Source organism: Stenotrophomonas sp. P5_A8 (assembly GCF_056400545.1).
In genome coordinates this window covers 1-20,515 of the sequence record NZ_JBFULB010000033.1, presented here as the reverse complement: position 1 = coordinate 20,515, position 20,515 = coordinate 1, and the positions used below count along the sequence as shown (strand labels likewise).

Genomic DNA, 20,515 nt, shown 5'->3' with positions numbered 1-20,515 from the left:
CCCTTGCAACAAGACGCTCCCTTCAGATGGGAGAAGAACTTTCCAGTCTGCCGGTTGGAGCTATCCATCGGCCTGGCGCGCAGAGCCACGCCAGGCGCGGCTGCGCTCTGTTGCGACATGGTGCCGAGCTGCACGCGGCAACCACGCATGGCGTGGATCCACCCACCTGGGCAACCCTTCATTTCCTGCTGCCCTTGCCGCTACCTCCAAGGACCTCATGCCGCGCTGTTCGTGGCGCACAACCGACGGATCGATACGCATGCAGACGGGCACCAGCGACAGCACTTCCGATACCACCCTCCAGGCCCCGACCGGCGTGAGCCTGCCGCCGGTGGATGTGCTGCTCGACGATCATGGCGCTGGCGATGCGCCCGACGCCGACACCCCCGCACCCGGCGCGATCCGCTACCGGCTGCCGCTGGTGGCCGTGCCGGACAACGTGCTGTTGAAGGCCGCGGTGCAGAAGCTGGTCGAGCAGAAAGCCCAGCTCGACGTGCTGGCACGCAACCCGGCCCTGGCCGGCCTGCTGCCGGCCGACTGGCAGGGCAGCGGCGTGCGCGCGGTGGACCTGCAGGGCTTCGTGCTGTCGGTGCTGCCCTTCCTGCAGAACGCGGCCAAGGCCGAAACCGCACCGGCGCGCCTGCCGCTCAAGCACGTACTGGGCGATGCCGGGCGCTGGGACAGCGGCGACGTGGACGAGCCCAAGTCCCTGGCGTTCTTCCTGGCCAGCGACGACCGCGCCAGTGCCGGGGCCAAGGACCCGGCCGAAGCCTACCTGGTCGCCGCGCTGGGCCTGGCCTGGGCACACGAGGGGCGCACCCGCCCGGGTTTCCTGCGGCAGATGGGCTACGACAGCATGGCGGCGCGCGTGCACCTGCTGCCGTATCCCGAACCGGGCCAGCTGGCCCTGTATGGCGTGGTCGCCAACGGCGTCAGCCAGCTCTGGTGCGTGCTCGACCGGCGCAAGCTGCGGCCGCTGCTGGCGCCGTGGATCAGCGTGCCGGTGTTGACCGCCTACGGCGTGAGCGCGCCGGGCACGTGGCCGACGTCGTTCCCGCCGGTCGAAGAGGTGGCGCAGATGCTGGCCATCGCGCGTACCGGCAAGGGCCCGGTGGAAGTGGACCTGACCCGGGTCGCCGCCAAGGTCCAGCAGGACGCCTCGGCCGAAACGTGGATGCCGGTCAGCCTGCTTCAGGTGGGCACGTGGGCGCCGCGGTGGGGCTACTTCATGGCCACCTTCATCGGCCTGCCCTCGGCGCTGCTGGTGCTGGCCGCGCTGGCCCTGCCCAATGCGATCGAAGCGGCCGTGGTGGCCGCCTCGTTGGCGTTTGCCGGTGGCGCCATCGGCGCGTTGGCCGCGCCGTGGGTGCATGCCCGGCGCAAGCACCTGAGTTGACCCGCAACGCCCCAGCGGCGTCGCTTGCCCTCAGCCCTGGTCCATCTTCTGCAGGCCTTCCCCGGCCAGGCGCAGGATCAGCGTCTCCAGCATCTGTTCCTCCTCTTCGCTGAGCACGGACATCAGCTTGCGGGTGATCTCGATCACCAGCGGGGCGATGGTCTCGTACACCTCGAACCCGGCCGCCGACAGCGCCAGTACCGAGCGACGGCGGTCGTCGCCATGGGTTTCACGCTTGATGAAGCCACGCTCGAGCAGTCTGGCCACGGCCCGGCTCACGGCCACCTTGTCCATCGCCGTGCGGTCGGAAACCTCGCTGGCCGAGGAGCCCGGGTATAACGCCAGGATGGTGATGACCCGCCACTCCGGGATCGCCAGACCGTAACGGTCCCCATACAGCTTGGCGATATTGCCGCTGACCCGGTTGGACAGCACGCTCAGCCGGTAGGGCAGGAACTGCTCCAGGTCGAGCAGGGCGTGCGAGGCGCGGATGCTGTGGCTGCTGGGATCGGGCGGGCTCATGCTGCGGTGCACCTTGATGGTGGTTTCATGTGAAACTATAACCTACGTTCCGGACACCGCATTCTCGCGGGTCTGCCGCCCCACCGCACCTGGTTTTTTCCGATGCGGACTTGCTTTGGAGCCACATCATGAGCAGCCAACTGAGCACCGCGTCCCACGCACCCGACCCGGGCATGCAGGTCACCACCTTCGAAAACCCGATGGGCATCGACGGTTTCGAGTTCGTCGAGTTCGCCGCGCCGGCCGGCCGTGGCGCCGAACTGCACGCCTACTTCCGCAAGATGGGCTTCACCGCGGTACTGCGCCACAAGCAGCGCGCCATCACCGTATACCGCCAGGGCGACGTCAATTTCCTGGTCAATGAAGAACCCGATTCGTTCGCCTCGGACTTCGCTGACAAGCACGGCCCGTGCGCCTGCGGCTTTGCCATCCGCTTCAAGAAGCCGGGCGATGAGGTCTACCAGATGGCGCTGGGCAACGGTGCCGAAGCGATCGACTTCAAGCCGGAAACCCGCGCGGTGGCCGCGCCGATCATCAAGGGCATCGGCGACTGCATGCTGTACCTGGTGGACCGCTACGGCGCCAATGGCTGCATGTTCGACACCGACTACGCCCCGATCGAGGGCGTGGACCCGCGTCCCAAGGGCTTCGGGCTGACCTTCATCGACCACCTGACCCACAACCTGTACTTCGGCAACATGCAGCAGTGGTCGGACTACTACGAGCGCCTGTTCAACTTCCGCGAGATCCGCTACTTCGACATCAAGGGCCTCAAGACCGGCCTGGTGTCCAAGGCGATGACCGCCCCGGACGGCATCGTGCGCATTCCGCTCAACGAGTCCTCCGATCCGAAGAGCCAGATCAACGAGTACCTGGACGCCTACAAGGGCGAGGGCATCCAGCACATCGCCTGTTTCACCGAAAACATCTACGACACCGTGGAAGCGATGCGCGCCCAGGGCGTGGAGTTCCTCGACACCCCCGACACTTATTTCGACGTGATCGACATGCGCGTGCCCAACCACGGTGAAGACGTGGCGCGGTTGGCGAAGAACAAGATCCTGATCGATGCCGATCCGGAGACCCACCAGCGCAAGCTGCTGCAGATCTTCACCACCAACTGCATCGGCCCGATCTTCTTCGAGATCATCCAGCGCAAGGGCAATGAAGGCTTCGGCGAAGGCAACTTCACCGCGCTGTTCGAGAGCATCGAGCGCGACCAGATCAAGCGCGGCGTGCTGTAAAGCCGCTACGCTTGCAGGGCCACAGCCCGCTGCACGGCGGGCTGCGGTCGTTGGCGTCACCCCCCACTCGCCCCGGCGGAGCAGGACCATGAACAACCCGATGGACGCACACGGTTACCAGACCGGTTTCGGCAATGAGTTCGCCACCGAGGCGGTGCCCGGTGCGTTGCCGGTGGGCCGCAACTCGCCGCAGCGGGTGGCGCATGGGCTGTATGCCGAACAGCTCTCGGGCACCGCGTTCACCGCGCCGCGCGGCAGCAATCGGCGCAGCTGGCTGTACCGGATCCGTCCGGCGGTGACGCACGGTGAGTTCAGCGCGTATGCGCAGCCGCACCTGCACGGTGATTTCGCGCATGGCGCGGTGTCGCCCAACCAGCTGCGCTGGGACCCGCTGCCACTGCCGCCCACCCCCACCGATTTCATCGATGGCCTGTACACCATGGGTGGCAACGGCTCGCCCGATGCGCATCATGGCGTGGGCATCCACCTGTATGCGGCCAACGCCGACATGCAGGGCCGTTACTTCTACAACGCCGACGGCGAGCTGCTGATCGTGCCGCAGCTGGGGCGACTGCGCCTGCTCACCGAGCTGGGCGTGATCGAGATCGAACCGCAGCAGATCGCGGTGATCCCGCGTGGCGTGCGCTTCCGGGTCGAACTGCCCGATGGTCAGGCACGTGGCTACGTGTGCGAAAACTTCGGCGCGCTGTTGAAGCTGCCGGACCTGGGGCCGATCGGCTCCAACGGCCTGGCCAATCCGCGCGATTTCGAAACCCCGCAGGCCGCGTTCGAGAATATCGATGGCGCATTCGAACTGATCGCCAAATTCGGTGGGCAGTTGTGGCGTGCCGACATCGATCATTCGCCGCTGGACGTGGTCGCCTGGCACGGCAATTACGCGCCGTACCGCTACGACCTGCGTCGTTTCAACACCATCGGCTCGATCAGCCACGACCATCCGGACCCGTCGATCTTTCTGGTCCTGCATTCGCCCAGCGATACCGCCGGCACCAGCAACATGGACTTCGCCATCTTCCCGCCGCGCTGGCTGGTGGCGCAGGACACGTTCCGGCCGCCGTGGTTCCACCGCAACATCGCCAGCGAGTTCATGGGCCTCATCCACGGTGCTTACGACGCCAAGGCCGAGGGCTTCGTGCCCGGCGGCGCCTCGCTGCACAACTGCATGAGTGGCCACGGTCCGGATGCGGCCACCTTCGACAAGGCCTCGGCGGCTGACCTGAGCAAACCGGACGTGATCAAGGACACCATGGCCTTCATGTTCGAAACCCGTGGGGTGATCCGTCCCACCGCGCAGGCGATGGACGCCGCGCACCGGCAGCGCGGTTACCAGCAGTGCTGGAAGGGGTTGAAGGCGAACTTCACGGCGTGATTGCAACGCGGGCCGCCGAGGCGGCCGGCGCGAGTCACGTCGCGTGGCAGGGGCAGGGCAGGGCGGCGCTCAGCATGACGCCCTCGGCGACGCGGTGGACCAGACGGTGTACCCACCGTGGACACCGAGCAATCCCCTCCATGCAGTGCCTTTTCAACTGACCATTGCCTCAGGCTGTTGCAACAACGGTCTGCTGCACCTGCGCGGCATGCGCTTCCGGCAACACCTCCAGCACGCGCTGCCGCACCCGCTCGGCATACCCGGGCGAGGTCAGGCCCGGCAGCGCCGTCAGGGCGATGTGCAGCGAGGCGATGACGTCTTCGTCGCTGCGCGCGCGCTGCAACGCGTGCAACAGCGCGGCGGCCTGCGGGTGGCGCTGCATTTCAAGGATGCCCAGCAGGTAGATGCGCGCGGCCACCAGCGAGCGACGGCGTTCGGTGGGCGGGGGCGCAGCCGGTGAGGGTGCGGGCCCGGGCCCGGGCGCACTGGCCGGCGCCGCCAGCGGGGCCGGCTCTGCTGGCGCGGTGGACACCAGGTACCCGGCCTGGATCAGCTGGATCACCATGGCCGACGCCTCTGCGCCGATCATCGCGCTGAGCTGGGGCAGGTCGCGCTGGCCGTCGCACAGGATCAGCAGGCGGCGCTGGCGCATGTCCAGTGGCGCGCGGTGAGCCTGCAGGGCGGTGCGGGCGAGGTCGGTCTTGCGCGGTTGCATGGGCGTGGGGTCGATGCGGTGCAGGCCGAGCCTGAACGCGGCAGGTGAAACGGCGATGACAATCGCGTCACTGCATGCAACCGCTGCACGGGGATCGCGCTAGTCTGCCGGGCACTGACTGGAGGACATCACATGAAGCAGCTGGGAAGCGTTTTGGCACTGGGCATCGTGCTGGCATTGGCAGGCTGCGGGCGCAGCCCGGAAACCCCGTCGAAGGACGCCGAGGCGGCCGCGCCGGCACAGACCACGCCGGCTGTCGGCGCTGCGCCAGACAAGGGTGCGGCTGCCGGCCCCGACGCCGCGGCCGCCACCGGTCCGGCGCGGCTTGACGGCTACGGCGCGATCGCACTGGGCAGCACGCTGGAGCAGGTGCGCACCGCGTGGAAGGAACCCCTGCAGGGCGACGTTCCCGACGACTACTGCCACGCGCTGCGACCGCAAGGCGCGCAGGCTGACGATGTCGTCTTCATGATCGAAGGCAAGCGTCTGGTCCGCTACGACGTGCGCAACGACCGCATCGCCGCACCCGGCGGTGGCAAGGTCGGCATGTCGCTGGGCCAGCTGCAGACGCTTTATCCCGATCGGGGTGACGTCACCGCGCACAAGTACGACGAGAAGGGCCACAACCTGCGTGTGCGCCCGGCTACCGAGGGCGGCGCGCTGATCAACTTCGAGATCGGCGGCGACGGCAATGTCACCGCCTGGCGGGTCGGCCAGACCCCGCAGGTCGACTACGTAGAAGGCTGTTCGTAAGCCGGTGGCGGCGCGTGCCCGGAGCGGGCCGCGCCGCTGCACCCCCGCTTCGGCGGTTTCCTCACCCCCTGCGCGCACGCTGGCTCTAGAATCGGGCCATTGCTGCCTGGGGATGTGCCGATGATTGCTGCTACCGCGTGGTTCCTGCTGGGATTGCTGCTGCTCGCACTGGGCGGCGATTCGATCGTCAAGGCCGCCTCCGGCCTGGCCCAGCGCTTCGGCGCCTCGCCGTTCGTGGCCGGGCTGCTGCTGGTCGCCTTCGGTACCTCGCTCCCCGAGCTGGTGGTCAATGCCCGCGCGTTCGTGGTCGGGGCCGAAGAACTGGCACTGGGCAACGCGGTCGGCAGCAACATCGTCAACGTCGGGCTTACCCTCGGCCTCGCCGCGCTGGCCGCGCCCCTCCTGGTCCGCGCACGGCTGCTCTCGCCCCTGCTCATCCTGCTCGCCGTGGCCAGCCTGGCGCTGATCGTGTTCGGCCTGGACGGCGTGGTGACGCGCTGGGAGGGTGGCCTGCTGCTGCTTGGTTTCGTGGCCGTGCTGGTGTTCGTGCTGCGACGTGCGCGGCGGGAATCCGAACCGGTGCGCGAGGCCATCGCCGGCTATGCGATGACCCGCACCGGGCTTTTCCTCAATGTGCTGCGCCTGCTGTTTGCCGGCCTGTGCCTGTACTACGGCGCGCGTTGGATCGTGCAGGCCGCGCCGGTGTTCGGTGCCGGGCTGGGCTGGTCGCCGCTGCTGGTGGGCCTGCTGCCGGTAGCCATCGGCACCGCGCTGCCGGAAGTGGCGGCGGCGATCGCGGCCGCCCGCCGTGGCCAGGGCGACATGGTGCTGGGCCACGTGATTGGCTCGAGCCTGTTCAATCTGCTGGTGGTGGTGGGCGGCATGGCCGCGCTGCGGCCGCTGGCGGTGCCCGCGTCGTTCGTGAAGCTGGAGCTGCCGGCGGCGATCGCCTTCGTGCTGGTGCTGTACCCAATGCTGCGTGGCGACCTCACCGTCAGCCGCCGCGAAGGGGGCGTGCTGGTGGTGGCATTCCTGGCCTGGATCGGGTTGGAACTGGCGCTGGTCAGAGGCGGCTGAACGAGGCCGCGTCCCGTAGAGCCGACCGTTGGTCGGCTGCTCCGGTTGCGATGTGGGTGCAGCCGACCAACGGTCGGCTCTACGGGCGGGATTGGGGTGCAGCCGACCAACGGTCGGCTCTACGGGCGGGATTGGGGTGCAGCCGACCAACGGTCGGCTCTACGCGCGGGATTGGCGGCGGCCGACCAATGGTCGGTTCCACGCGGGTTCGGCCCGGTATCCGATCCCGGTCCGGAACCTATCCGTCTCCCTCATTACGGCGCCTGATCGCCTTCCGGTCGCGGCGGCGGCAACTGTTCTTCCTTGGCGGTTTCATGCCCCGGCAGGCTCGGGCGCTTTTCCATCATCAGCGACAGCGCCGCCTTGGCCATCATGTGTGCGCTGATCGGTGCGGTGATGAACAGGAATACGGTGATCAACAGCTCGCGCGGCTGCGGATCCTGACCCAGGAAGATGTGGTAACAGACCGAGCCCACCAGCACGCAGCCCACGCCCAGGGTGCTGGCCTTGGTCGGCGCGTGCAGGCGCTTGAAGAACGTCGACAGCTTCACCAGGCCCAGCGCGCCGACCAGGATGAAGAAGCAGCCGAACAGCAGCAGGATCGACAGCACGATCTGGATGAAGGTGATCATTCGACGATATCCCGGCGCAGCACGAACTTGCTCAGCACCACCGTACTGCCGAAGCCGAGCATGGCGATGATCAAGGCCGCCTCGAAATACACCGCCGAGTTGAGGTACATGCCGAACAGCATCAGCTCGGCAATGGCCGTCACCGACAGCGTGTCCAGCGCGAGGATGCGGTCGGGCACGGTCGGGCCGCGCAGCAGGCGCCAGGTGGCCAGCAGCATGGCCAGCCCGACCACGTGCATGCACACGGCCATCGTGGTCTGGATGAAGGTGTAACCGGTCATGGGAAGATCTCCATCAGCGGGGCCTCGTAACGGCGCTTGATCTGCGCGATCAGTTCGTCCGGGTCGTCCAGGTGCAGCACGTGCACCAGCAGGTAGCGGCGGTCGTCGGACAACGCCGCCGATACCGTGCCCGGGGTCAGCGTGATCATGCTGGTCAGCGCGGCGATGCCGTGGATGTTGGCGATGTCCAGCGGCAGCCAGATGAAGCCGGGGTGGATGCGACGCTCCGGGCCGAGTACCTGGATGGCCACGCGGATGTTGGATACCAGGATGTCCCACAGCGTCACGAACACCAGCTTGGGCACCGGCCGCAGCGAGCCGATGCGGGCGAACTCGCGGTCCAGGCGCGCGGCGAACAGGGGCACCACCAGGCCCAGCAGCATGCCCAGCACGAACTGGCCGACGGTGAAGCTGTCGGACATCAGCAGCCAGAACGCCACCACCATCACGCTCAGCGAAGGCGAGGGAATCACGCGTTTGTACAGCGAAGGCTTGTGCGTCATGGCTGGCGGATCTCCGGCGTGGTGGCGCGCAGCTCACCCACGTATTCCTTCGGCTGCAGCAGCTGCCTGGCCATCGCATCGGTGTGCTGCATCAGCGGGCCGGCGAACAGGCTCATGGCGATGCCGTAGCTGAGCAGCAGCGCGGCGGCGATGAGTTCGACGGTGCGGGTGGGCGCCTTGCGCGGTGGCGGCACACCTTCCTCCTGCACCGGCACGCGCCAGAACAGGCGGATGCCGCCACGGGTGAGACCCACGATCACCATCAGGCTGCTGCCCAGCACCGCGGTCCAGACCACGTCGGTGTACTGGGCCGGCATCCCGGCCAGCAGCGCGGCCTTGGCCAGGAAGCCGGACAGCGGCGGCAGCCCGGCTACCGCGACCGCGCCGATCAGGAACAGCACCGCCGGGGTCTGCTTGCCGGGCATCGGCGCGATGATTTCCTTTTTGTCGCTGGCACCGCCCCGACGGCGTCGGATCAGGTCGGCGATCAGGAACAGTGCGGCGGCCACGAAGGTACTGTGCGGCAGGTAATACAGCCCGGCCGACAGCACCTGCGGGGTACGCACGGCGAATGCGATGAACAGCGTCGCTGCCGACACCACCACCAGGTAGGAGATCATCACCCGCAGGCGCGCGGCCGCCAGGACACCCAGGCCGCCCAGCACCAGCGTGGCCACGCCGGCCCACAGCAGCCAGTCGCTGCCGTAGCCGGCCATCGGGCCGGCATCCTCGCCGAACCACAGCGTGCTGACCCGCAGCACCGCATACAGGCCGACCTTGGTCATGATCGCAAACAGCGCAGCCACCGCGGCCGGTGCGCGCGCATACGCCTCGGGCAGCCACAGGTACAACGGCATCAGCGCAGCCTTGCTGCAGAACACCAGCAGCAACAAACCCATGGTGGCCTTGACCAGCACCAGGTGCGAGGCCGGTACTTCGGCGATGCGCTGGGACAGTTCGGCCATGTTGAGCGACCCCAGCGAGGCATACAGCAGGCCGAGCGCGATCAGGAACAGGGTCGAGGCGGTAACGTTGAACACCACGTAATGCAGGCCGATGCGCATGCGCAGGCCGCGCCCGCCGCTGAGCAGCAGGCCGTAGGAGGCGATCAACATCACCTCGAAGAACACGAACAGGTTGAAGATGTCGCCGGTGAGGAAGGCACCGTTGAGGCCGACCAGCTGGAACTGGAACAGCGCGTGGAAATGCGGTGCGCGCCGATCCCAGCCCGAGCAGGCATGCAGCAGGCACGGAATGGCCAGCAGCAGCGTGGTCACCAGCATCCATGCCGACAGCCGGTCGGCCACCAGCGCGATACCCAGCCGTGCCGGCCAGTCGCCGAGCAGGTATACCGCGATGCTGCCATCGGCGGTCTGGAAGAACAGCAGTGCCACCGCCGCGGCCAGCGCAGTCAGCGTGGTCCAGGCCACCGCGCGCTGCACCCGGGGGCCATAGCGGCGGTGCTCGACGAACAACGAACAGGCCGCGCCGAACAGCGGAATCAGGATCGGCAGGATCACCGCATGGTTCATGCGCCGCCCTCCCGGCCGGGGGCGGTATCGGCGGGGGCGTCGTCGGCCTCTTCTTCGTGCGCGTCGACGTGGTCGCTGTGGTTGTCGCTGCGGCTGCGCATGGCCAGCACGATGCTGACGGCGGTCATCGCAAAGGCGATCACGATGGCGGTCAGCACCAGCGCCTGCGGCAGCGGATCGGTGTAGTTGCCCAGGTCGCTGTCGATGCCCTCACGCAGCACCGGCGCCTTGCCCGACACCAGGCGGCCACCGGCGAAGATCAGCAGGTTGGTGGCGTAGGACAGGAAGGTCATCCCGAGGATGACGTCGAAGGTGCGCGCACGCAGCAGCAGGTAGATGCCGATCGCACTCAATATGCCGATCGCGCTTGCCAGGGCCAGTTCCATCAGTGCATCTCCCCGGTTTCTGCTGAACGACGGTTGGGATCGATCTCGCCCTTGCGGGCGTTGCGGGTACGCGAGGGCTTGATCGTGCCCATCATCGACAGGATCAGCATCGCCCCGCCGAACACCACCAGGTACACGCCGGTATCGAACCCGATCGCGCTGGCCAGCGGCACCTCACCGATCAGCGGGATATGCAGGTCCAGGTGCCCACTGGTCAGGAACGGCACGCCGAACAGCATCGAGGCACTGCCGCTGACGATGGCGATCAGCAGGCCGGCACCGATGCAGCGGATGTAGTCGAAGCCGAACCGCGACTCCACCGAGGTGGTGCCTTGGATGACGTACTGGATCAGCAGCGGCACGGCCAGCACCAGGCCGGCGATGAAGCCGCCACCGGGCGCGTTGTGGCCGCGCAGGAACAGGAAGATCGAGACGGTGAGCGTGAGCGGGAACATGATCTGGGCCAGATCGGCCGGCACCGGCAGCTTGATCGGCGGGCCCGGCATGATCTGCTCCGGCGCCATGCGTGAGCGTCGCAGCATCGCGTGCACCACCAGCGCGGCAATGCCGAACACGGTGATTTCACCGAAGGTATCGAAGCCGCGGAAGTCGACCAGGATCACGTTGACTACGTTCTGCCCATAGGCTTCGGGCAGGGCGCGCGCGACCAGCTCGCCGGCCATGGTGTTGGGCGGCAGCGTCATCGCGGTGTAGGCCAGCGCGGCCAGGCCGCCACCGCCGATCACCGCGATCAGCGCATCACGGCGCTTGCGCCAGCGCGAATGTTCCGGCGCCGACTGGGTGGGCAGGTAGTTCATGCCCAGCAGCATCAGCACCAGGGTGACCATCTCCACCAGCAACTGGGTCAGGGCCAGGTCTGGGGCGGACAGGAACACGAAGGTCAGCGACACCATCAGCCCGACCCCGCCCATCACCAGCACCGCCAGCAGACGCTGCCGATAGACGAACAATGCGCTTACCGCGCAGGCCATCATCACCAGCCACAGCGTCCAGCCCAGCAGCGGCAGTGGCTGCGGCGAGGGCCAGTTGGGCGAGCCCGGATCGGCCACGAACGGGGCCAGCGCGACGATGATCGCCACCACCACCAGCGCCATCAGCATCCGCTGCAGGCTGCCGTTGGCCAGCGCCTGGGTCAGCCGGTGGGCGAAGCCGAACACCAGGTCCAGCTGCTTGTGGAACAGGTTGCGGCCGATCGCGCGGGTCACCACCGCGTGCAGGTCGATCAGGCGGCGCAGGCCGAAGTACAGCGCGATGCCGCCGATCACCCCGGCGATGCTCATCATCAGCGGCGTATTGAAGCCGTGCCACACCGACAGGCTGTAGGCCGGCATCGCCGGGCCCAGGATCGAGGAGGCGGCGGCGTGCAGCACCGGGGCGATGGTGATCGCCGGGGCCACGCCGACCGCCACGCACACCACCACCAGCACTTCCACCGGCACCTTCATCCAGCGCGGCGGCTCGTGCGGCACGCGGTCCAGGTCGTGCGGGCCATCACCGAAGAAGGTGTCGTGCACGAAGCGCAGGCTGTAGGCCACGCCGAACACGCCGGCCAGCAGCGCGGCGATCGACATTGCCATGCGCATCGTTTCCGGGCCACCGGCGGTGAGCGCTTCGGCGAACAGCATCTCCTTGGACAGGAAGCCGTTGAGCAACGGAATGCCGGCCATCGCCAGCGATGCGATGATCGCCAGCGTGCTGGTGAACGGCATCAACCGCCGCAGTCCGCCGAGCTTGCGCATGTCGCGGGTGCCGGTCTCGTGGTCGATGATGCCCGCGGCCATGAACAGCGAGGCCTTGAACGTGGCGTGGTTGAGGATGTGGAACACGCCGGCGACCACCGCCATCGGCGCCGACAGCCCGAACAGCATCGTGATCAGGCCCAGGTGGGAGATTGTCGAATAGGCCAGCAGGCCCTTCAGATCATGCTGGAAAATCGCGTTCCAGGCCCCGATCAGCAGGGTGATCGCCCCGATCCCGCTGACCGTGTAGAAGAACAGATCCGTGCCCGACAGTGCCGGATGCAGCCGGGCCAGCAGGAACACACCGGCTTTGACCATGGTCGCCGAGTGCAGGTAGGCCGACACCGGGGTAGGCGCGGCCATCGCCTGCGGCAGCCAGAAGTGGAACGGGAACTGCGCGCTCTTGGTGAAGATGCCGGCCAGCACCAGGAACAGCGCATACGGATACAGCGCGCTGGCGCGGATGGCATCGCCGGAAGCGAGCACCGCATCCAGTTCGAAACTGCCCACGATGCGGCCGATCAGCAGCACGCCACCGAGCAGGGCAAGCCCGCCGCCGCCGGTGACCACCAGCGCCATCCGCGCGCCCTCGCGGGCGTCCTGGCGGTGCGACCAGAAGCCGATCAGCAGGAACGAGCTGATGCTGGTCATTTCCCAGAACACCATCAACAGCAACAGGTTGCCTGACAGCACCATGCCGAGCATGGCGCCCATGAACAGCAGCAGGTAGCAGTAGAAGCGATGGGCGCTGTCGCGCGCGCTGAGGTAGTAGTGGGCGTACATCACCACCAGCGCGCCGATGGCCAGCACCATCCCGGCGAACATCCAGGCCAGCCCGTCCAGGCGCAGCGAGAAGGCCAGCCCGATCTGCGGCAGCCATTGGCCGAAACTGCGTACGACCCCGCCGGCAAGGATGTCGGGGGTCATCGTGGCCAGCAACGCCAGTCCGCCCAACGGGGCGGCCGCGGCCAACCAGGCGGCCGTGGAGCGGGAGGTGCGGCGGAATGAAGCGACCGCCACGGCCATGATGAACGGCAGGGCGAGCAGCAGGAGCAGGCTGGGATTCATGCAGGGAATACGGGATTCACGAGCAGGCCGTTTAGTCTAACAGGCAGTCAATTGCTGCCGATAGACCCGAATACGCCAGCAATTGCTTGTAACGTGCGTGATTCATTTTTTCAGCCCCTGTCGCGCGCCCATTCGAGAGTGCTGAACGCCGTATGGAAGTCCCATGGTGACTTTGCCGTATCTGGCCCGTCGCGCGGGTCAGGCGCCAGTAACGGCAGGGGCTGGCGGGCCACGCATGGGGCGAGGAACATGAACGGCTGCCTGCCTTCGAACGCCGCGCACGACGATGCTGGACGCCACCCCGTAGAGCGCCAGTGAGCATCCATTTCGTTCAGGAAAATCCGTCGGTGTTGCACGGCCGCGGAGTGCAGGCCGCTGGCCGGCAACCCGACCCTCCCCAAGCGCGGGACTAGTACCGAATGCCCAGCCGCCGATATGCCTTGGCCAGCACCCACGCCGGCCCGATCAGCAGATAGGTCAGATCGGTCAGGAAGCTGGGCTTGCGGCCCTCGTACTTGTGGCCGACGAACTGCGCCACCCAGGCCACCACGAACACCCCGACCGCCGTCCACAGCAGGTTATGCAGGCCGATCTCGGCCTCCAGCAGTCGGCACAGGCAGCCGAACACGAACAGCATCCCCAGCATGCCGATGCCCAGCGGGCGCGACAGCCGGTTGTAGAAACACCATGCGGCGAACATCGCAAACCCTGCCCAGATCCCGTTCTGGAACCAGGTGATCAGCGGCGGCAGGCACCACAGCAGGGCCACGACCGACCACAGGATCGCCGGCACGGCCACCACGTGAATGCGCTGGTTCAGCACATTGCGGTGGTCGTCGGAATAGCTGGCGAAGTAGCGGTCGATCGGGCGTGCGACGGTGGTGGTGGTGGCCATGTTCCCTCCCAGGATCAGCAGAGCATAGCGCTGTGGGGGCCGGCCGGCCGGGGATTGGCGATTCCGTCGGCGTCGGGCATCTAAAACCGCGTCCCCGGCGCGGGGCCGGGGACGCAGTGGGGGTCAGTCGACCGAGATACCCGCCAGCCGCTGCAGCGCCTCGGCGTACTTGGCGCGGGTGCGCTCGATGATCTCAGCCGGAATGCTCGGGCCCGGGGCGGTCTTGCCCCAGTCCAGCGTCTCCAGGTAGTCGCGGACGAACTGCTTGTCGTAGCTCGGCGGGCTGGTGCCCACCTCGTACTCGTCGGCCGGCCAGTAGCGCGAGGAATCGGGGGTCAGCATCTCGTCCATGATGTACAGGCGGCCGTCTTCATCGGTGCCGAACTCGAACTTGGTGTCGGCCAGGAGGATGCCGCGCTCGCGCGCGTAATCGGCGGCGAACTTGTAGATGCGCAGGGTGGCATCGCGTACGCGCTCGGCCAGGTCCGCACCGACCGTCTTGACCATCGCATCGAAATCGATGTTCTCGTCATGGTCGCCGACGGCGGCCTTGGTCGACGGGGTGAAGATCGGCTCGGGCAGCTGCTCGGCCTGGCGCAGGCCATCGGGCAGCTCGATGCCGCTGATCTTGCCGGTGCGCTGGTAGTCCTTCCAGCCGCTGCCGATCAGGTAACCGCGGGCAATCGCCTCCACCGGCACCGGCTTGAGCTTGCGGGTGACCACCGCGCGCTTGGCGTACAGCGCCGCATCGACGCCGTCGGGCAGCACGCTGGCCACGTCGATGCCGGTCAGGTGGTTGGGCATCAGGTGCGCGGTCTTGGCGAACCAGAAATTGGAGACCTGGCAGAGCATTTCGCCCTTGCCCGGAATCGGATCGGGCAGCACCACGTCGAAGGCCGACAGACGGTCGGTCGCGACCATCAGCAGGTAGTCCCCCGGCGGCGTGCCGGCGGGGAGCCGGTCGCGCGGAATGTCAAAAACATCACGCACCTTGCCGCGATGGCGCAAGGGCAGGCCGGGGAGATCGGATTGCAACAACGTGGTCGGCACGGGCACTCCTGGGGCTTGTCATGACAGCCGTCCAAGGGACCCTGAGGGCCCGCACAGACAGCGGGCGGCCTAGTGTAAAGCCGGTTGGGCCCGCTGTGACGTAAAATGAGGCTCCTTTGTTGCCACGGCCGCCCAGACCCTCATGCGCTGGTACGGAAAACTGCTCGGATTCATCGCCGGGGCCCTGCTGTTCAGGCCCAATCCGCTGTTTGGTGCCGTAGTGGGCCTGCTGATCGGGCATGCCTTCGACGCCGACTGGTTCCGCCTGAACAAGGAAAACCCCTACCGCGAGCTGGGGCTGACCTCCGAGGCCACCGACGCCGAGGTCGACCTGGCCTACCGCCGGCTGATCTCCCAGTACCACCCCGACAAGGTCGTCGGCGCCGCCCCGGAGCTGCGCCAGCAGGCCGAGCGCAAGTCACGGCTGCTCAACGCCGCCTACGACCGCATCAAGACCCTGCGCAAGCGCTGAGCGCGCGCGGCCCCATTCCACGTACCGAAGGCCCCGGCCATGTCCAACTGCATCATCGCTCCCTCCATCCTGTCCGCGAACTTCGCCCGCCTCGGCGAGGAAGTGGACAACGTGCTCGCCGCCGGTGCGGACTGGGTGCATTTCGATGTGATGGACAACCACTACGTGCCCAACCTGACCATCGGCCCGATGGTCTGCCAGGCGCTGCGCAAGCACGGCATCACCGCACCGATCGACGTGCACCTGATGGTCGAGCCGGTGGACCGCATCATCCCGGACTTCGCCGAGGCCGGCGCCACCTACATCAGCTTCCACCCGGAGGCCAGCCGCCACGTGCACCGCACCATCCAGCTGATCCGCTCGCTGGGCTGCAAGCCGGGCGTGGTGCTCAACCCGGCCACCCCGGTGGACATCCTGGACTGGGTGCTGGACGACCTGGACCTGGTGCTGATCATGTCGGTCAACCCGGGCTTCGGCGGCCAGGCGTTCATTCCCTCGGCGCTCGACAAGCTGCGTGYAGTGCGCAAGAAGATCGATGCCAGCGGCAGGGACATCCGACTGGAGATCGACGGGGGCGTGAAGGCCGACAACATCGGCGCGATCGCCGCTGCCGGTGCCGACGCGTTCGTGGCTGGCTCGGCGATCTTCAACGCGCCGATCAGCTACCAGGACGTGATCGCGCAGATGCGCCACAACGTCGCCAAGGCGAGGGCCTGAGCCATGCCGGTGGCTGCCGTGAACATCCGCGTGGCCACCGCTGACGATGCGGCGCTGATCCTGCGCTTCATCCGCGAACTGGCCCTCTACGAGAAGGCCGAGTCCTCGGTGCAGACCGACGAGGACGGCATCCGCGCCAGCCTGTTCGGGCCCGATGCCAAGGCACATGCCCTGATCTGCGAGGCCGACGGCAACGCCATCGGCTATGCGGTGTACTTCTACAATTACTCCACCTGGCTGGGCCGCAACGGCATCTACCTGGAAGACCTGTACGTCAGCCCGGACTGCCGCGGCAGCGGCGCCGGCAAGGCGCTGCTGCAGCACATCGCGCGCATCGCCGTGGCGCAGAACTGCGGGCGCTTCGAGTGGTCGGTGCTGGACTGGAACGAACCGGCCATCACGTTCTACCAGGCCGCAGGTGCAAAGCCGCAAAGCGAGTGGACCGTGTACCGGATGGAAGGCGAGGCGCTGCGGACCTTCGCCGAAGGCTGAGCACCTGTAGAGCCGACCGTTGGTCGGCTGCGCTCATCGCGGGTCGAAAAAAAGGCCGCACCCTCACGGAATGCGGCCCTGGGAATACTCGGAGGCTGATCCTGCCTCCATCCATCGTCCCTGCTATGGACTTCCATTCTCCGGGCGTCCGGTGACCGTTTGATGACGTTCACCGGGCACCACGGTAGCCGCTGCTAGCCTGCGCTTCCCCACTGCCCTGGTCGTGCTGCATGCGTAATCCCCACTGGCGTCTGATCCTCAACGGCAAGGCCACCGGCAACGTGGACCTGCGCGAGGCCGTGCACGCCCTGCGCGAGCGCGGCGTGGTGCTGGAGGTGCGGGTCACCTGGGAGGACGGCGATGCCGAGCGCTATGTCGCCGAGGCCATCGAGCATGGCGTGGACACCATCATTGCCGCCGGCGGCGATGGCACCCTGAGCGAAGTGGCCGAGACCCTGGCCCATCGCCCCGAGTCGGCCGACGCGCTGCCGTCGCTGGGCCTGGTGCCGCTGGGCACCGCCAATGACTTCGCCACGGCCGCCGGCATCCCGGCTGACCCGTTGGAGGCGCTGACCCTGATCGAACAGGCGCTGGCACGCCCGATCGACCTGCTCAACATCGACGCCGACGGCGAGCGCTGGTGGTGCGCCAACGTGGCCAGCGGCGGCTTCGGAACCGAGGTCACCGTGGAGACCGATGAAGGCCTGAAGAAGGTGCTTGGCGGGCTGGCCTACCTGGTGACCGGCATCTCGCGGCTGGGCCGGATCGACCCGATCCGGGCGCGACTGCGCACCCCGGATTTCGACTGGGAAGGCGGCTTCATCGCGCTGGGCATCGGCAACGGCCGTCAGGCCGGCGGTGGACAGGTGCTGTGCCCGGACGCGGTGGTCGACGATGGCCTGCTGGATGTCACGGTCATCCCCGAACTCAGCGGCGAAGTCGCCTCGACCTTCGCCGCGCTGATCAAGGGCGGCAAGCAGGGGGCGCTGGAACAGGTGGCCGAGCGCACGCGTGCGCCGTGGGTGGAGATCGAGGCGGCTGAGCCGATCACCCTGAATCTGGATGGCGAGCCGGTGCAGGCAACGCACTTCCGGATTGAATGCGTGGCGTCACGGGTGCGGATGCATCTGCATCCGGGGAGCCATCTGCTGGGTGGGTGAGTTGTGGGCGGGTGCTCTGCGCGTGCCGGATCACAGCAGTGGAATGTCTTCCTCCTTGCTGGGGAACTTGAAGGCTTCACGCTTCTTTCGGATGTGCTCGGGCATCGGCGGTCGCGGGATGTTGCGAGCGATCAACCATTGCTGGCATTTCTTCTGCCAGGGCAGCAGGTCGGGCGTGGTGATCTCCCAGTAGATGTCTTCGACCATCATCTGGCGGGGCGGAATGTCTGACCCAGGCGGAGAATGCGTCGAAATCGCAGGGTCGGCACCGTGCTCGAGCAGCCAATAGGCAGAATCGAAGCCGCCTCGGCCCGTGTACCAGCTAAGCACGGTGTCACCGCCCCTGGRGAGGTTCGACTCGTTGATCTTCGCGCCATGCTGCACCAGTGTCTGGATGTTCTTCCACTGGTTTCCACTCAGGAACGCTTGCAGCATCAAGGTTTCATTCGCGGAATTTCGTGTATTGGGATCTCCGCCATGTTTCAGGAGTACTTCCAGGAATCGCGGATCATCCATCTTCGCCGCATAGACCATCGCATTGTTGAAGTGGATCTCCCGGCCGTTCATCTGCTTCACTTCGCGGGCATTCGGATCGGCTCCATTGTCCAAAAGAGCGCGCAAACCATCCAGACTGCCGGTGCGTAGTGGCCACGCCACCAGTGGAATCCCGTCGCGCCGGGCGAAGGTCGTGTTGGGATTTACCCCTTCATCTTTGATCAACCGGCGGACGGCGTCCGCGTCGCCTCGCTCAGCCGCTATGGCTAGCTGCAACGCCTTTCCTTCAAAGTAGTCGCCGGCGCCATGTGAAGACGAAGCGGCGCATCCATTGATCAAGAAAAGCGTGACCCACGCAGCGCCTAATATCGCCTTTGTCATGGTGTTGTGAAGACTTGCGCGCATGATCATCCTGACGTTTAGCCACTAAAGGGGTGACATTAGCAAAGTGTTTTGCTATTCCATAAACAGCGCGTCTCGGGGGCGCGCGCCTTCACCGTGCAATGGAGCTTGCCATGAGTGGTCCAGATATCGAGGCGCGTGCCCGCGCCGTCCAGGGACAGAACCTTCTTGTCCGGCAGTTGCGCGAGAGCGGTAACGACAGCGAAGCCGATCGACTCCAGGAAACGTATCACGCACGCGAGATGTCAGGCCTTGCCGCCGACGTCTATCTCTCGGCCAAGGGCCAGGGCGAGCCCCCTGAGGGCTGGTCGCGCGCAACCGATGATCCCGCCGCGCTCAGGGCTGCAGGCATCAACCTGTCAGACGATGAGCTTCGGGACATGCTGCAACCCCCTCAGTCGGGCTTTCGCGCCGAGATATACATACCTGACAAGGCTGTGTTCGGAGAGGCCGCAAAGCCAGTTGTTGTTTACAAAGGGTCAACTGGCGAGATTATCGACCCGTCAGCACCAGGAGGTCGGCGCGAGTCTGGCGGAGAAGATTTCCTCAACAACGGTCAGCAGGGAATTGGGATGCGTAGTGACTACTACGATCGCGCCATGCGACTGGCCGCAACCATTGATCGGCAAGTTCCTGGCGGCTTCGAAATCGCCGGCCACTCCCTAGGCGGCGGTATGGCTTCCGCGGCATCGGCTGTCACCGGTGCACGCGCCACCACCTTCAACGCCGCCGGCCTGCACCCCGATACGCCGGCGCGCTTTGCCAAAGACAACGGCCTGCCGACCTTCAATCCCGAGCAGAGCGTGCACACCTACCAGACCAGCGGGGAGGTGCTCAACGATGTGCAGAACGGGATGCAGCGTCTGAACGCGCAGCAGCGGCATGCCTATGGCCTGTTGGCCAACGAGGCCAGCCTGCTGCTGCGCGAGCCGATGATGCAGGCCAAGGTCGCCGAGAAGATGCGCGAAATGCTGCCGCCCGGCGCGCAGACCGCCGCCGCGCAGTTTGTGGAGCAACTGGCCACGAAGCCGGGCTATGAGGCGCTGCGCAACATTCCGGTGGCCGCTGGCCGCATGGAGATCGTGCTCGACCCCAAGACCCATGATGCGCAAGGCAAGCTGGTGGACCGCGCGCGTACGGATGCTCCGAGCCAGGTGGCCGAACTGGCCGGACCGCTGTCCAAGGTGCTGCACGCGGCTGCGCATGGCATGCATGACGGGCGCGTGGTCGGTGAGCAGGTCGAGCGCGCAGGCGCGGTGGTGGCGCACGGGTTGGACAAGACCGGCGACGGCGTAGCGCAGGTTGCGCGGGTCAATGGCATGGTGCTCGGCAAAGTGGTCGATATGGGATCGACCACGCTGCAGGTCGGCGCGAAAGCCACCACGACGGTGTATGCCGAGGGCCGCGAGCTGACCGGCATGATCGAGTCCACACGCCACCGCGTGGAAAGCAGGGTGCAGTCCGGCGTGCTTTCGCTCGCGTCTTGGGGAGCGGGCAAATTGGGCATGGACGACACCGCCAGAGAACTCAGCCGCGGCGCCACTGCGACCCACGCTGCCGGCGAGGCGCGCGC

The 20,515-nt window shown here is 66.8% G+C and carries 21 protein-coding genes; 10 read left to right on the top strand and 11 right to left on the bottom strand.

Annotated elements, in window-relative coordinates:
• Nucleotides 1-259 precede the first annotated feature (259 nt).
• Nucleotides 260-1,396 carry a hypothetical protein gene (locus AC1DQP_RS04335; protein WP_457318133.1) on the top strand — a complete coding sequence of 379 codons (1,137 nt, stop codon included), beginning with the start codon at nucleotides 260-262 and terminating at the stop codon, nucleotides 1,394-1,396.
• Between the two features lie 30 nt (nucleotides 1,397-1,426).
• On the opposite strand, the gene AC1DQP_RS04330 is transcribed toward AC1DQP_RS04335, so the two are convergent.
• Nucleotides 1,427-1,918, bottom strand: a complete 492-nt coding sequence (locus tag AC1DQP_RS04330; protein ID WP_259208875.1) for a MarR family winged helix-turn-helix transcriptional regulator — start codon at nucleotides 1,916-1,918, stop codon at nucleotides 1,427-1,429.
• Nucleotides 1,919-2,091: 173 nt separating this feature from the next.
• On the opposite strand from AC1DQP_RS04330, the gene hppD reads away from it, so the two are divergent.
• The gene (gene hppD, locus AC1DQP_RS04325) at nucleotides 2,092-3,162 is read left to right on the top strand and encodes a 4-hydroxyphenylpyruvate dioxygenase (protein WP_457318149.1); all 1,071 of its coding nucleotides are present in this window, start codon (nucleotides 2,092-2,094) and stop codon (nucleotides 3,160-3,162) included.
• 88 nt (nucleotides 3,163-3,250) lie between these two features.
• Nucleotides 3,251-4,552, top strand: a complete 1,302-nt coding sequence (gene hmgA, locus AC1DQP_RS04320) for a homogentisate 1,2-dioxygenase (RefSeq protein ID WP_457318134.1) — start codon at nucleotides 3,251-3,253, stop codon at nucleotides 4,550-4,552.
• Between the two features lie 169 nt (nucleotides 4,553-4,721).
• On the opposite strand, the gene AC1DQP_RS04315 is transcribed toward hmgA, so the two are convergent.
• Nucleotides 4,722-5,267 (bottom strand): hypothetical protein, encoded by a 546-nt coding sequence (locus tag AC1DQP_RS04315; protein WP_457318135.1) that lies wholly within the window; start codon nucleotides 5,265-5,267, stop codon nucleotides 4,722-4,724.
• Nucleotides 5,268-5,399: 132 nt separating this feature from the next.
• On the opposite strand from AC1DQP_RS04315, the gene AC1DQP_RS04310 reads away from it, so the two are divergent.
• Nucleotides 5,400-6,020, top strand: coding sequence for a hypothetical protein (locus AC1DQP_RS04310; protein WP_457318136.1), 621 nt, complete (start codon nucleotides 5,400-5,402; stop codon nucleotides 6,018-6,020).
• Nucleotides 6,021-6,140: 120 nt separating this feature from the next.
• On the top strand, nucleotides 6,141-7,097 hold the full coding sequence (locus tag AC1DQP_RS04305) for a sodium:calcium antiporter (protein WP_457318137.1): 957 nt from the start codon (nucleotides 6,141-6,143) through the stop codon (nucleotides 7,095-7,097).
• Nucleotides 7,098-7,351: 254 nt separating this feature from the next.
• Here the strand turns inward: AC1DQP_RS04305 and AC1DQP_RS04300 are convergent, their stop codons facing one another.
• The 8 genes from AC1DQP_RS04300 to AC1DQP_RS04265 form a co-directional block, all read right to left on the bottom strand.
• Nucleotides 7,352-7,729, bottom strand: a complete 378-nt coding sequence (locus AC1DQP_RS04300; RefSeq protein WP_256776541.1) for a Na+/H+ antiporter subunit G — start codon at nucleotides 7,727-7,729, stop codon at nucleotides 7,352-7,354.
• Entirely contained in the window at nucleotides 7,726-8,010 is a 285-nt protein-coding gene (locus tag AC1DQP_RS04295) for a K+/H+ antiporter subunit F (protein WP_256776542.1), read from the bottom strand. The genes AC1DQP_RS04300 and AC1DQP_RS04295 overlap by 4 nt, the downstream gene beginning before the upstream one ends.
• The gene (locus AC1DQP_RS04290; protein ID WP_256776543.1) at nucleotides 8,007-8,513 is read right to left on the bottom strand and encodes a Na+/H+ antiporter subunit E; all 507 of its coding nucleotides are present in this window, start codon (nucleotides 8,511-8,513) and stop codon (nucleotides 8,007-8,009) included. The genes AC1DQP_RS04295 and AC1DQP_RS04290 overlap by 4 nt, the downstream gene beginning before the upstream one ends.
• The gene (locus AC1DQP_RS04285) at nucleotides 8,510-10,045 is read right to left on the bottom strand and encodes a monovalent cation/H+ antiporter subunit D (protein ID WP_457319232.1); all 1,536 of its coding nucleotides are present in this window, start codon (nucleotides 10,043-10,045) and stop codon (nucleotides 8,510-8,512) included. The genes AC1DQP_RS04290 and AC1DQP_RS04285 overlap by 4 nt, the downstream gene beginning before the upstream one ends.
• The gene (locus tag AC1DQP_RS04280; protein WP_256777751.1) at nucleotides 10,042-10,431 is read right to left on the bottom strand and encodes a Na+/H+ antiporter subunit C; all 390 of its coding nucleotides are present in this window, start codon (nucleotides 10,429-10,431) and stop codon (nucleotides 10,042-10,044) included. Before AC1DQP_RS04280 ends, AC1DQP_RS04285 begins: the two co-directional genes overlap by 4 nt.
• The gene (locus AC1DQP_RS04275) at nucleotides 10,431-13,259 is read right to left on the bottom strand and encodes a monovalent cation/H+ antiporter subunit A (RefSeq protein WP_457319231.1); all 2,829 of its coding nucleotides are present in this window, start codon (nucleotides 13,257-13,259) and stop codon (nucleotides 10,431-10,433) included. The genes AC1DQP_RS04280 and AC1DQP_RS04275 overlap by 1 nt, the downstream gene beginning before the upstream one ends.
• Nucleotides 13,260-13,668: 409 nt before the next feature.
• Nucleotides 13,669-14,154 (bottom strand): Mpo1 family 2-hydroxy fatty acid dioxygenase, encoded by a 486-nt coding sequence (locus AC1DQP_RS04270; RefSeq protein WP_312235910.1) that lies wholly within the window; start codon nucleotides 14,152-14,154, stop codon nucleotides 13,669-13,671.
• Between the two features lie 123 nt (nucleotides 14,155-14,277).
• Nucleotides 14,278-15,204, bottom strand: coding sequence for a phosphoribosylaminoimidazolesuccinocarboxamide synthase (locus tag AC1DQP_RS04265; RefSeq protein WP_457319230.1), 927 nt, complete (start codon nucleotides 15,202-15,204; stop codon nucleotides 14,278-14,280).
• 142 nt (nucleotides 15,205-15,346) lie between these two features.
• Between AC1DQP_RS04265 and AC1DQP_RS04260 the strand changes: the two genes are divergently transcribed.
• From AC1DQP_RS04260 to yegS, 4 genes are all read left to right on the top strand, one after another.
• Nucleotides 15,347-15,676 carry a J domain-containing protein gene (locus AC1DQP_RS04260; RefSeq protein WP_256776550.1) on the top strand — a complete coding sequence of 110 codons (330 nt, stop codon included), beginning with the start codon at nucleotides 15,347-15,349 and terminating at the stop codon, nucleotides 15,674-15,676.
• A 39-nt stretch (nucleotides 15,677-15,715) separates the two neighbouring features.
• Nucleotides 15,716-16,393 (top strand): ribulose-phosphate 3-epimerase, encoded by a 678-nt coding sequence (rpe, locus tag AC1DQP_RS04255; RefSeq protein ID WP_478051161.1) that lies wholly within the window; start codon nucleotides 15,716-15,718, stop codon nucleotides 16,391-16,393.
• A gap of 9 nt (nucleotides 16,394-16,402) precedes the next feature.
• The gene (locus tag AC1DQP_RS04250) at nucleotides 16,403-16,885 is read left to right on the top strand and encodes a GNAT family N-acetyltransferase (protein ID WP_457319233.1); all 483 of its coding nucleotides are present in this window, start codon (nucleotides 16,403-16,405) and stop codon (nucleotides 16,883-16,885) included.
• A 230-nt stretch (nucleotides 16,886-17,115) separates the two neighbouring features.
• Entirely contained in the window at nucleotides 17,116-18,045 is a 930-nt protein-coding gene (yegS, locus tag AC1DQP_RS04245) for a lipid kinase YegS (protein WP_478051160.1), read from the top strand.
• 30 nt (nucleotides 18,046-18,075) lie between these two features.
• Here yegS and AC1DQP_RS04240 read toward each other — a convergent pair whose 3' ends face one another.
• On the bottom strand, nucleotides 18,076-18,945 hold the full coding sequence (locus tag AC1DQP_RS04240) for an ankyrin repeat domain-containing protein (protein WP_478051159.1): 870 nt from the start codon (nucleotides 18,943-18,945) through the stop codon (nucleotides 18,076-18,078).
• Between the two features lie 110 nt (nucleotides 18,946-19,055).
• On the opposite strand from AC1DQP_RS04240, the gene AC1DQP_RS04235 reads away from it, so the two are divergent.
• On the top strand, nucleotides 19,056-20,515 hold a 1,460-nt coding region (locus tag AC1DQP_RS04235; protein WP_478051158.1), incomplete at its 3' end, for a Tle-like phospholipase domain-containing protein.

Coding starts and splice junctions, on each gene's coding strand:
- AC1DQP_RS04315 (WP_457318135.1), bottom strand. CDS start 5,267: ATGCAACCGCGCAAGACCGACCTCGCCCGCACCGCCCTGCAGGCTCAC.
- AC1DQP_RS04285 (WP_457319232.1), bottom strand. CDS start 10,045: ATGAACCATGCGGTGATCCTGCCGATCCTGATTCCGCTGTTCGGCGCG.
- AC1DQP_RS04335 (WP_457318133.1), top strand. CDS start 260: ATGCAGACGGGCACCAGCGACAGCACTTCCGATACCACCCTCCAGGCC.
- AC1DQP_RS04305 (WP_457318137.1), top strand. CDS start 6,141: ATGATTGCTGCTACCGCGTGGTTCCTGCTGGGATTGCTGCTGCTCGCA.
- hmgA (WP_457318134.1), top strand. CDS start 3,251: ATGAACAACCCGATGGACGCACACGGTTACCAGACCGGTTTCGGCAAT.
- AC1DQP_RS04330 (WP_259208875.1), bottom strand. CDS start 1,918: ATGAGCCCGCCCGATCCCAGCAGCCACAGCATCCGCGCCTCGCACGCC.
- AC1DQP_RS04275 (WP_457319231.1), bottom strand. CDS start 13,259: ATGAATCCCAGCCTGCTCCTGCTGCTCGCCCTGCCGTTCATCATGGCC.
- AC1DQP_RS04280 (WP_256777751.1), bottom strand. CDS start 10,431: ATGGAACTGGCCCTGGCAAGCGCGATCGGCATATTGAGTGCGATCGGC.
- hppD (WP_457318149.1), top strand. CDS start 2,092: ATGCAGGTCACCACCTTCGAAAACCCGATGGGCATCGACGGTTTCGAG.
- AC1DQP_RS04310 (WP_457318136.1), top strand. CDS start 5,400: ATGAAGCAGCTGGGAAGCGTTTTGGCACTGGGCATCGTGCTGGCATTG.
- AC1DQP_RS04270 (WP_312235910.1), bottom strand. CDS start 14,154: ATGGCCACCACCACCACCGTCGCACGCCCGATCGACCGCTACTTCGCC.
- AC1DQP_RS04295 (WP_256776542.1), bottom strand. CDS start 8,010: ATGACCGGTTACACCTTCATCCAGACCACGATGGCCGTGTGCATGCAC.
- AC1DQP_RS04290 (WP_256776543.1), bottom strand. CDS start 8,513: ATGACGCACAAGCCTTCGCTGTACAAACGCGTGATTCCCTCGCCTTCG.
- AC1DQP_RS04300 (WP_256776541.1), bottom strand. CDS start 7,729: ATGATCACCTTCATCCAGATCGTGCTGTCGATCCTGCTGCTGTTCGGC.
- yegS (WP_478051160.1), top strand. CDS start 17,116: ATGCGTAATCCCCACTGGCGTCTGATCCTCAACGGCAAGGCCACCGGC.
- AC1DQP_RS04260 (WP_256776550.1), top strand. CDS start 15,347: ATGCGCTGGTACGGAAAACTGCTCGGATTCATCGCCGGGGCCCTGCTG.